The sequence below is a fragment of the Jiella sp. M17.18 genome, assembly GCF_041027365.1.
Lineage (GTDB): Bacteria > Pseudomonadota > Alphaproteobacteria > Rhizobiales > Rhizobiaceae > VKMB-3413.
The window spans coordinates 379439-389472 of the sequence record NZ_JBFTEH010000004.1 but is presented as its reverse complement, the minus strand read 5'-3'; the positions used below and the strand labels follow the sequence as shown (position 1 = coordinate 389472).

Sequence of the window (10034 nt, the reverse complement as noted above, 5' to 3'; positions counted from 1 at the left end):
ATCGGCTACACGGGCGGCTATACCGCCGTGACCGACTTTCTGCGGGACGTCCGCCCGACACCGGCGCGCGGCTTCGAGGTTCGTTTCGAGACACCACCGGGCGAGCAGGCCCAGGTCGACTTCGCGCAATTCCACGTCGTCTTCACCGACGAGCCGACGGCACCGCGGATCGTCTGGCTCTTCTCGCTGGTGCTCGGCTTCAGCCGGCTGATCTGGGCACGCTTCGTCGTCCACCAGGATCTGCCGACGGTCCTGCGCTGCCACACGGCCGCCTTCGAGGCGCTGGGCGGTGCGCCTCGGGAGATTCTCTACGATCGCATGAAGACCGCGGTGATCGGCGAGGCCGAGACCGGAGGCATCGTCTACAACCGGGCCCTCGTCGATCTCGCCCGCCACTACGGCTTTCTTCCCAAAGCCTGCAGACCCTATCGGGCCAAGACCAAGGGAAAGGTCGAGCGGCCCTTTCGCTATATTCGGGAGGACTTCTTCCTGGCCCGCTCCTTCCGCAATCTCGCCGATCTGAACGAGCAGCTCCGCCACTGGCTGGAGACCGTGGCCAATCCGCGGGTTCACGCCACCACCCGGCGCGTCGTCAACGAAGCCTTCGCCGAGGAGCGGGCGCATCTGCGGCCGTTGCCGCTGGCCCCGTTCCGGTCGGTCCTGAAGCTGGAAAGGCGCATCAGCCGGGAAGGCATGGTCAGCGTCGGCGGCAATTTCTACAGCGTCCCCGACGCCACGCGGCGCAGGACCGTCGAGGTCCATACGCTGGCCGACGAGGTCCGCATCTTCGAAGACGGCACGCTGATCGCCGCCCATCCGGCCCTCGAAGGACGCCAGCAGCGCCGCATCGAGCCCGGCCACCGCCGGCCCCAATTGCGACCATGGCGCCAAGGCTCCAGCGACAGCATCGTCATCCACGGCGCCGGCGACACGGTGGCGCAACGCCCGCTCACCTTTTACGAGGCCGTCGGCCGGGCGATCGCGGAGGTCCGCTCGTGACCGCCTCGCTGGACCTGACGCCTTCGACGATCGAGCGCATCCGCAACTGTCTGGTGGGCCTCAAGATGCCCCGAGCCCTCGAAGCGCTCGATCATGTCGTGCGCCGGCTGGAACAGGGCGAGATCGCCGCTCTCGAGGCGATCGACATCCTTCTCTCGGAGGAACTCACCCTGCGCGAGAACAGCCGCATCAAGACGGCACTGCGCATGGGGCGCTTGGCGACCATCAAGACGCTGGCCGGCTTCGACTTCTCCTTCCAGCCTTCGCTCGATCGCGACCGCATTCTCACGCTCGCCCAACTCGGCTTCATCGCCCGCTGCGAGGTCGTCCACTTCCTCGGGCCGCCCGGAACCGGAAAGAGCCATCTGGCGACAGCCCTTGGCGTCGAAGCCGTCAAGGCCGGCAAGAGCGTCTACTTCTCGACGCTCGCCGAACTCATCACCGCACTTGCCCGCGCCGAACGCGAGGGCCGCCTCCAAGAGCGCATCCGCTTCTTTTGCCGGCCAGCCCTCCTGGTCGTTGACGAGATCGGCTATCTGCCCGTCGTGCCCGGCGGAGGCAATCTGTTCTTCCAGCTCGTCAACGCCCGCTACGAGAAGGGCGCGATGATCCTCACTTCCAACCGCGGCTTCGCTGAATGGGGCGAGGTGTTCGGCGATCCCGTCGTCGCCACAGCCCTCTTGGACAGACTTCTTCACCACGCTGTCGTCGTTCAGATCGAAGGCTCAAGCTACCGCCTGCGCCAGCATGCCGAACTGATGCCCGAGCACGTCCGATCCAAAGCGATCATCACACCACCCGCGCTCGATCCTGTCCCNGATCGAAGGCTCAAGCTACCGCCTGCGCCAGCATGCCGAACTGATGCCCGAGCACGTCCGATCCAAAGCGATCATCACACCACCCGCGCTCGATCCTGTCCCCCGGCGAAGAGGTCGGCCTCCGAAAAATGCACATCACTCCGCGACAGCCTGAGCGGCCGATCTGGGGAATTTTACTTCGGCGCTTCTGGGGAAAATTCGCGCGGCATTGACACCGGAACCCATAGCCGGCGCCGGGGCCATGACCATGCTGCCGTGGTTCATGCCCTGGTGAACGGTCGCCGTGTCGGTTGCCGTGTTCGTCAGGTCGGCCAGGATCTCGGCGGGTCCCCGGAAGCTGAAGTCCTGAAGGAGGACGGTCACCTCCTGGCGGTCGTCCCGCACTTCCTCGGTCGTCCGGACCACCAGGGGAGATGCCAGCAGAAGCTGTTCCTGCAGTCCCTGATGGGAGTGCATCCAATGCGTGCCTGGCCGGGCCGGAAAGTCGTATGCGCGGACCTCTCCCGGAGCGAGCGGCGACACGTAGCCGGTGTCGGCGACGCCGTCTTCGGAGGGCGGGGGCGTCTGGCCGTGCCAGTGCACGATCGTCTGTTCGCCCAGGCGGTTCTCCAGCCGCGTGCGGAAGGCCTCTCCGGGGTCGAGGACGAGGCCGGGCGTGCCGTTCGGCTGTCGTACGCCGAGGACAGAGGCGGCACGGTCGTTCACCTCGATCGTGCGGCGTTCGACGACGAGACGCGTCGAAACCGGCTCCGCCTGGGAAGGCATAGGCCGAAATGCTGTGGCAGCAGCAGCTGCTGCCGAAGACGCCAGGAAGCGTCTGCGGGTCAAGAGTGTCATGTTGGCTTTCTCGCTCGTCTGCGAGCGCGCACGTGCCGCACCATCTCCGTGGCGGCACCTGTCGGCGGGCTCGTCCGGATTTGCTCCTCGCGATCGTCCCGATCGCGAACCCTCATAGCGACCTACACCGGCCGCCTTACGATCAGGCGCGTGGAGGGCGTTCGACAGCAGGCCCGCTCACTCCGTCGCCTTCGCTCGCCGTGATCGAGAAGACGATGTCGCGACTCAGCGGGAGGAAATCCACCCGCAGACCTGCGGCGGGGACGGCCGTCAGACACTGGGCGGCGCAGGTTCCGTCCATCGTGCCATGGCTGGCAAGCCTGGTGTGCCGTTGTGAAGGAGCGGCCATGTGCGGCATGGCCCTCATCACTGCAAGATCCGTACCTGCGGTGACGCAATGCTCGATGGCCTGGCGGGAACCCCCGCCCGTGGCTGCGGTGCCCGTTGTGGAGATGAGCAGACCGAGCAGGATCACGACCGCGGCGAGCGATCGGCACACAGGTCGAAGATGCTTTCTTACCGAGCCCATGGCGGCCTCAATACCGCTCGCCACTGGTCCCGTCCATCAGACATCGGGTCGCTACGTCGACTATTCGAGAACGCGTTCGACTGGATAGCCGGCTCCATGAAGAAGGAACGTCACGACCTGTAGATCGGTGGAATCCGAAACCCGGACCTCCTTGGCCGCCACGTCGACTTCCACTTCGGCCTTTGCGCCCATGTGTTCCCTGATCGCCCGCGTGACCGCCGTTGCGCATCCGCCGCAGTGCAGATTCGGCACCTTGAGCCTTTGCATTCCAGACATCCTCCGTTTCGCCGACCGGAATGGTCGCGCACCGGTGGAAACGTATGGTCGCGGAATGCGTTCGGGCTTCATGCACGGGAGAGTATCATGAAGCACAGAAGAACGCGTGACGGTCAGCCGCTGCCGGACACGGGTGAACATGAGTTCGACCCAGACGCCCCGATCGACCCGCCGGCGGACGTCGCGAGCGAGGCACCACCGTTCACGATTGAAAGCCCGGACGCTCCGCCCCCGGCGCCTCCGCAACGCTTTGATGTGGAGGCGCACAGGCACTGATATACCGATACTCGATCGAAAGGCGGGCGCATGGTCACTCGGGCTGGAAGGGCGTTTCGATATGCGCCACCGGCCGCAGATTGCTCATGGTGCGATCCGCATCATCGCTTCGTTGGCATTCACGCACCCCAGACCAGCATACGGATCGGCATCCAGACCCCCATGCCGATCATCACAAGGTTCTCAGTGAGCGAGACAAAGCCTAAGGGCACATTCGAGCTGCCGCCAACACAGGCGCACTTCAGCTCGCGTTTCTGGACATAAACGGCATAGAAGACCGAGATGGCACCGACCGTGCCGATGAAAAGCGCGATCGGCGCAGAGATCCAGGTCAGAGCGCCAGCTATCATCAGCAGACCGGCTAGCGTTTCGCCGAAAGGGTAGATCTTGCCGTAACGCACCCAACGCCGAGCCAGGAGGTCGTAGTTCAGGAACATGGTCGAGAAGCTTTCGACATCCTGAAGCTTCTGGATGCCCAGCAGCGTCATTGAGACGGCGAAGAACCACTCGATGGCCCGGATGGTAAATATCGTGCCGTAGGCTGCCCAAGAGATCGCGAGTCCCATCAGGAAGGCTACCGAAAAAATCGCAATGACTGGCTGGTATGTTGTCGCGTCCTTCGACTTTACGGTTTTGCCGAAGTGCTTGCGCAGCTCGGTGTATCCACCGATGCGGCTGTCGCCGATAAACGTCTGCGGAGTGGTTTCGACGCTATGCGCCTCCTTGAAGGCATCCGTCTCCGCGCGGGTCTTCAGCCAGTGATCCTCGACGACATACCCTTCACGCTCCAGAAGATCCTTTGACTTCAGGCCGTAGGGGCAGATGTGCTTGTCCATGACCATCCGGTAAAGGATGGCTGTCTTGTCGTGTTTTGCCGTCTCGGTCGTACTCATTCCCTTTGTTCCTTGTCGTCAGCGAACGGCAGCTGTGGTGCTTGAATAGTGCCCATCACTCAACCCGAAGCTCAGGTGGATGTTCCGGTGACTGGAAGGTCAAGCCTGGCAGGACTTACACGACAAGGTAGATGACGAACCCGAGGACCATGGCGACCGCAATTCCCAGCAGTACGGCCAGAAGGAGCATATCAATGGGGGGCGGTAGCAGCGTCGGAGGCATCATGGGCAGCGCTCAACAAGTTGATGCCGAGATATCTACAGACCTTACCGCAACCTGCCAACACGGCGTTTCAGCATGTTTCGGGTGCTCTGAAGCCCGGCACAGAATTCCTCTAACTCTCCCAGCGGGATACCCTTAGCGAGCTCACTTTCCATCGAAATCCATATCTCGCGGACTTGGCGCTTAGCCTCGGCACCCCTTGGGGTCAGCGTGATCAATTTGATGCGCGCATCCAGGGTTGCAATGTTTCTTTCGACATAGCCGTCGCGCTCGAGCCGATCGATCATCTTTGAGAGCGTCGATCCTCGCACGTCGAGTTCCTGGCGATCTCGGTCAGTGGCCTTGCTACGTTTACGTATAGGACATCTAGGAGGCGATCCTGCCCTCGCATCACACCGATTTTACCCATGGCGATCCGGTTGAAGGCACGAACAGATGTTCCAATCGATAGCAAGAGCGGCAGGATGGAAAAAGCCGGCTCTTTCGTGTTGGCCGCATCACTCGGGCGTTCCAGAAGCATGATCGACCTCTCGGCTGGAAGGGCAGATCACCGAAACGCTAGAAAGACGTGATCTTCCGAAGGAAGTACATTAGGCAGGATTGGTTTCCTGTCGAACAAACGACGGAAAGAGGGGGCACGTGTCAGCGGTCCGCGACTAGCGGACGGTCGATGCGTTCTTGCAGCAGCTTATCGATGCGCTCGCGCTCGCGCTTGAACTTCGACAGGTCGGCGCCGGCGAGGACGTCGCCGGATGGCAGCTTGATCCGCATCGGGTCGACGTGCTGGCCGTTCACATGGATCTCGAAATGCAGGTGGTTGCCGGTGGAGATGCCCGTCGAGCCGACATAGCCGATCACCTGGCCCTGGCGGACATGCGCGCCGGGAGAGATGCCCTTGGCGATGCCGCTCTGGTGGCCGTAGACGGTCTCGTAGCCGTTCGCGTGCTTGAGGACTGTCTCGCGCCCGTAGCCAGACGACCAGCCGGCGCGCTCCACGACGCCGTCGCCGGCGGCGAGGATCGGCGTGCCGCGCGGCGCGGCCCAGTCGGTACCCCAGTGCGGCCGGACATAGCCGAGCACCGGATGCCGCCGTCCCGTCGAATAGCCGGAGGAGAAGCGGGCATTGGGAACCGGCTTGCGCATCAGGAACTGCTTGGCGCTCTTGCCGTCCTCGTCGAAATAGTCCGCGGTCTCCGAGCCGCTCGGCCGGTAGCGGTAGAAGCGCTTGACGCTGTTGCCGAACTTGATCTCGGCGAAGAGGATCTCGGAACTGTCGGTCGCCTCTTCCTCGCCCTTCTCCATCGTATAGAACACGGCGAGGCGGTCGGTGGGGCTCAGCCGCGCCTGCAGGTCGACGTCGCTCGCCAGCATGCGGACCAGCTGCTGGCACAGGCGATCGTTGAGACCGTAGGCGAGGCCCGCCTGATAGATGCCGTCGTAGACCGTCGGCATGTCGGCCCGGATCGGCGCCTCGTCCTGCTTGTCACCGAAGGCCTCGGCGACCGAGTCGGCCATCTCCGGCGCGGCCGCGGGCTGGAACGGCCCGTCCTGCGTCGCCGAGACGGTCCCGAGATGCTTCGCCCCCTGATAGGCCGAAAGCCGGACGATCTCGTCCTTGCCGTCCTTGGTCTCGATCCCGATCCGCAGGGCGTCGCCGGCCTCGAGCGTGTCCTTGCCGATGAGGTCGGCGAGCGCCGCGACGGCGTCGTCGTGGCCATTGATGTCATGGCCGGACCGGGTCATCATCTCCGCGATCGGCATCGCCTCGCGGAACGGCACGATCTCCTCGTGGAACCGGGGAAGCTTGTCGCCGTCGGGATCCGACACGGCGACCGAGACGTTCTCCTCGATCACCCGGAAGGCCGAGCCCGGCTCGTATTCGGTGGCGTCGCTGGTCAGGTTGAAGCGCGAGGGGTCGACCGTCGTCAGCGAGGCGACCTGCACCGGCTTGTCGGCGAGTTGCGGAATGACGGTGCGCACCAGGCTCTCCGCCTGGGCGGTGTCGAGCGGCACGGACTTGTCGTAGCTCGAGGGGTCGAAGGCGAAGGGCTCGACCTTGAGCTGCACCTCCGATTCCACCCGCGCGCCGTAGATCTGCGCCGGCTCGCTGGAACCCGCGTCACTGTCCTTGTCGTCACCGTCGCTCTTCGGATTGCCGAAGATCGTCATCGGATCGAAGGCGGGGTATTCGACATTGGTGGGGTAGCGGGCGGCGAGCAGCATGTTGACGTAGCCGAAGGGCAGGGTGCGGATCATCTCCCGGTCGCCGTCGCGCGTCATGGTGGAGAGTTCGACCACCTGGCGGCTGCGGGCGACAGGCAGGGCCGTGGCGACGACGCGCTGCCCCTTCACCGGGGCGTCCGATCCGTCCTCGCTGTCGAAGACGAGAGCGAGGCCCGCCGGATCGACCGCACCCTGGTGCCCCTCGAGCGCGGCCGACAGCGCGATTCCCATCAGCGCCGTCGAGGTGATGCCGGTCAGGAGCGTTCCCGCCAGCCACCGCGCCGACACCTGCCGGCGATCCGGCTTGCGCCGGGTATCAGCTATCAGCGGCGGATCGTCCCCGAAAACCGGCCTTTCCTGCGCCAAGCGCTAATCCCTCTCTAGGTCTGAATCCCCCTCTTCCCCGACAAGGTGGCAAAATCCCGACTGCGGCCTTCTAATCTTAAAGATTTTGCACGGCGCGGATGGCTCGGACGGGTGAAAGCCCAAGGGTTGAAGAAGCGGACATCACAAGGACGATCGGCCGCTTCGATGGCGCATAGCCTCCACGAACGCTGCGAACGCCGGTGAATGCTGTTTGCGACTTGGATAATAGAGGTGATATCCTTCGAGCATCGGGCACCAGTCTGCCAGGGCCTCGATCAGGCGGCCGCTGGCGAGATGTGGCGCAGCCAGCGGCTCGGGCACGAAACCGAGACCCAGACAGTCGAGGGCGCCGTTCAGGACCAACATCGTGTTGCTGAAGGTTGCTTGGCCGTCCACCCGCACGGCGACATCATGCCCCTCGGGTGAGCGAAATTCCCAGCGCAGGTTCCCGCCCGCCGTCGACATCTTCATGTTGATGCAGTTGTGGTTGGTCAGCTCTTGTGGCGTCGCAGGGGCGGACAAACGCTCGAAATAGGTTGGCGAGCCGACGACGCAGAAGCGCCAGTCAGCTCCGATTCGCGTCGCCACCATGTCACGATCGATCGACTCCCCGATCCGCACGCCCGCGTCGAACCGTTCGGCAACGATGTCGACAAGGGCGTAGTCCATGGAGATCTCGACACGGATATCCGGGTATCGCAAAAGGAAGTCGCCAAGCTGCGGCCGCAAGATCGTCTCGATCGCCGCATCGTCGCAGGTGATGCGGATCGTCCCGGCCGGTTTGTCACGCGCCGCGCTGAGGGCGTCGATCTCGGCATCAACCTGCTCGAACAGGGGGCCGATCCGGCGCTGGAACGCTTCGCCGAGATCCGTCGGTGCGACGTTGCGCGTGGTTCTTGCCAGAAGTCGCACGCCCACCCGCTCCTCAAGGCGCTTGATCGTGTGGCTGAGAGCCGACGGGGTAACCCCCAGTTCAGCCGCGGCCCTGGTAAAGCTGCGATGGCGGGCAACCAGGAGAAAGGCGGTAAGTTCGTTGATCTGATCGCGCGGCATTCCTGAGCTTATATCACAAACGCATTAAGTTTACGCCGTCTAATCAATGTTTGCCATTGGTGCCATCTTCTCCCCAACACGCGACGGGATGCCGTCCAAGACAAGGAGAACATCATGGAAATCTTCCGCGCAGGTCATAAGCCCTCCGCCAAGGGACCAACCGACTGGTTCACCGGCACGGTTAGAGTCGACCCACTCTTCAACCCATCCGCCCCCGATCGTGTCCAGGGCGCGAGCGTGTCCTTCGAACCGGGAGCCCGGACCGCCTGGCACACCCATCCGTTGGGCCAAACCATCTACGTCACCGCCGGCATCGGTCGCGTCCAGCGGTGGGGCGGGGCCATCGAGGAAATTCGTCCGGGCGACGTCGTCTTTTTCGAACCGGGCGAGAAGCACTGGCACGGTGCCGGCCCGGAAGTCGCCATGACGCATATCGCGATCCAGGAAGTTCAGAACGGCAAGGTTGTCGACTGGATGGAACAGGTCAGCGACGAGCAGTACGGCGCGGCGCGCTGACGGTTCAACCGAGCAAACAAGGAAGACCGTCATGATCGAGAACAAGGTCGTCATCATCACCGGCGCGTCGTCGGGCATCGGCGAAGCTACGGCCCGGCTCCTCGCCAGCCAGGGTGCCAAGGTAGTACTCGGCGCGCGCCGCGAGGACCGGCTGAAAGCCATCGTCGAGGACATCAAGGCAAACGGCGGAGATGCGGCTTACCAGACCCTCGACGTCACCAAGCCTGACGACAACCAGGCCATCGTCAAGCTCGCTGAAGCGACCTTCGGACCCGTCGACGTCATCTTCCTCAACGCCGGCATCATGCCGACCTCCCCGGTTTCGGCGCTGAAGACGGACGAGTGGAACCAGGCGGTCGACATCAACATCAAGGGCGTGATGAACGGCGTTGCCGCCGTCATGCCGACGTTCCTCGCCCGCAAGTCCGGCCAGGTGATCGCGGTGTCCTCGGTGGCCGGTATCAAGGCTTATCCGGGCAGCGCCGTCTATGGCGGCACCAAGTGGTTCGTGCGTGACTTCATGGAGGTGCTGCGCATGGAATCGGCCATGGAAGGCACCAACATTCGCACGGCGACCCTCTATCCCGCTGCGATCAGCACGGAACTTCTCGGCGGCATCACCGATCCGGGAGCGGCCGAGGCCATGGGGAAGCTCTATGAACAGCACGCGATCAGCCCGGAGCGCATTGCCAGCGTCGTCTCCTTCGCCATCGACGCGCCGGAGGACGTGACGATCAACGAGTTCACGGTCGGCCCGACGACCCAGCCCTGGTAGGAAGGAGACACCCAATGCCTCACGTCATCGTCAAGCTCTGGCCCGGCAAGTCGGAGGATCAGAAGCGGAAACTTGCCGACCGGATCACCCGCGACGTGATGGAAACGCTTGGCTACGGCGCTGATGCGGTCTCGGTGGCGCTTGAGGAGGTGAGTTCTTCCGACTGGGCCGCAAAGGTCTTCCGGCCTGACATCGAAGCCAAGGCCGACACGCTCTACAAGAAGCCTGGCTACAAGATGTGACGGCCGCC

At 63.7% G+C, this 10034-nt stretch carries 11 protein-coding genes and 1 pseudogene; 5 read left to right on the top strand and 7 right to left on the bottom strand.

Annotated elements, in window-relative coordinates; genetic code table 11:
• Nucleotides 1–999, top strand: a 999-nt coding sequence (gene istA / locus AB5S17_RS10755) for an IS21 family transposase (RefSeq protein ID WP_369239070.1), incomplete at its 5' end; no start/stop codon positions are given.
• Nucleotides 996–1802 (top strand): annotated as a pseudogene (istB, locus tag AB5S17_RS10750) (IS21-like element helper ATPase IstB); the annotation flags it as partial. The gene istA and the pseudogene istB, both read left to right, overlap by 4 nt.
• A gap of 150 nt (nt 1803–1952) precedes the next feature.
• Here the strand turns inward: istB and AB5S17_RS10745 are convergent.
• The 7 genes from AB5S17_RS10745 to AB5S17_RS10715 all read right to left on the bottom strand — a co-directional run bounded on the left by AB5S17_RS10745 (nt 1953) and on the right by AB5S17_RS10715 (nt 8493).
• Nucleotides 1953–2654, bottom strand: coding sequence for a multicopper oxidase domain-containing protein (locus AB5S17_RS10745; RefSeq protein ID WP_369239068.1), 702 nt, complete (start codon nt 2652–2654; stop codon nt 1953–1955).
• Nucleotides 2655–2796: 142 nt separating this feature from the next.
• Nucleotides 2797–3207, bottom strand: coding sequence for a hypothetical protein (locus AB5S17_RS10740; RefSeq protein ID WP_369239066.1), 411 nt, complete (start codon nt 3205–3207; stop codon nt 2797–2799).
• A gap of 36 nt (nt 3208–3243) precedes the next feature.
• The gene (locus tag AB5S17_RS10735; protein WP_369239064.1) at nt 3244–3450 is read right to left on the bottom strand and encodes a heavy-metal-associated domain-containing protein; all 207 of its coding nucleotides are present in this window, start codon (nt 3448–3450) and stop codon (nt 3244–3246) included.
• A gap of 404 nt (nt 3451–3854) precedes the next feature.
• The gene (locus AB5S17_RS10730) at nt 3855–4628 is read right to left on the bottom strand and encodes a MauE/DoxX family redox-associated membrane protein (RefSeq protein WP_369239062.1); all 774 of its coding nucleotides are present in this window, start codon (nt 4626–4628) and stop codon (nt 3855–3857) included.
• Nucleotides 4629–4895: 267 nt separating this feature from the next.
• The gene (locus AB5S17_RS10725) at nt 4896–5210 is read right to left on the bottom strand and encodes a MarR family winged helix-turn-helix transcriptional regulator (protein ID WP_369239110.1); all 315 of its coding nucleotides are present in this window, start codon (nt 5208–5210) and stop codon (nt 4896–4898) included.
• A 283-nt stretch (nt 5211–5493) separates the two neighbouring features.
• The gene (locus AB5S17_RS10720) at nt 5494–7440 is read right to left on the bottom strand and encodes a M23 family metallopeptidase (RefSeq protein WP_369239060.1); all 1947 of its coding nucleotides are present in this window, start codon (nt 7438–7440) and stop codon (nt 5494–5496) included.
• 141 nt (nt 7441–7581) lie between these two features.
• Entirely contained in the window at nt 7582–8493 is a 912-nt protein-coding gene (locus AB5S17_RS10715; RefSeq protein ID WP_369239058.1) for a LysR family transcriptional regulator, read from the bottom strand.
• Between the two features lie 114 nt (nt 8494–8607).
• On the opposite strand from AB5S17_RS10715, the gene AB5S17_RS10710 reads away from it, so the two are divergent.
• The 3 genes from AB5S17_RS10710 to AB5S17_RS10700 are packed head-to-tail and all read left to right on the top strand — an operon-like array spanning nt 8608 to nt 10026.
• Nucleotides 8608–9009 (top strand): cupin domain-containing protein, encoded by a 402-nt coding sequence (locus AB5S17_RS10710; RefSeq protein ID WP_369239056.1) that lies wholly within the window; start codon nt 8608–8610, stop codon nt 9007–9009.
• Nucleotides 9010–9040: 31 nt separating this feature from the next.
• The gene (locus AB5S17_RS10705; protein WP_369239055.1) at nt 9041–9784 is read left to right on the top strand and encodes an SDR family oxidoreductase; all 744 of its coding nucleotides are present in this window, start codon (nt 9041–9043) and stop codon (nt 9782–9784) included.
• Between the two features lie 14 nt (nt 9785–9798).
• Complete coding sequence (locus AB5S17_RS10700) at nt 9799–10026, top strand: tautomerase family protein (protein ID WP_369239053.1); 228 nt, start codon at nt 9799–9801, stop codon at nt 10024–10026.
• Nucleotides 10027–10034 lie beyond the last annotated feature (8 nt).

What these genes read in the sequence shown, in the direction of transcription:
- AB5S17_RS10735 (WP_369239064.1), bottom strand. Translation starts at nt 3,450, where the DNA reads ATGCAAAGGCTCAAGGTGCCGAATCTGCACTGCGGCGGATGCGCAACG.
- AB5S17_RS10710 (WP_369239056.1), top strand. Translation starts at nt 8,608, where the DNA reads ATGGAAATCTTCCGCGCAGGTCATAAGCCCTCCGCCAAGGGACCAACC.
- AB5S17_RS10705 (WP_369239055.1), top strand. Translation starts at nt 9,041, where the DNA reads ATGATCGAGAACAAGGTCGTCATCATCACCGGCGCGTCGTCGGGCATC.
- AB5S17_RS10715 (WP_369239058.1), bottom strand. Translation starts at nt 8,493, where the DNA reads ATGCCGCGCGATCAGATCAACGAACTTACCGCCTTTCTCCTGGTTGCC.
- AB5S17_RS10730 (WP_369239062.1), bottom strand. Translation starts at nt 4,628, where the DNA reads ATGAGTACGACCGAGACGGCAAAACACGACAAGACAGCCATCCTTTAC.
- AB5S17_RS10700 (WP_369239053.1), top strand. Translation starts at nt 9,799, where the DNA reads ATGCCTCACGTCATCGTCAAGCTCTGGCCCGGCAAGTCGGAGGATCAG.
- AB5S17_RS10745 (WP_369239068.1), bottom strand. Translation starts at nt 2,654, where the DNA reads ATGACACTCTTGACCCGCAGACGCTTCCTGGCGTCTTCGGCAGCAGCT.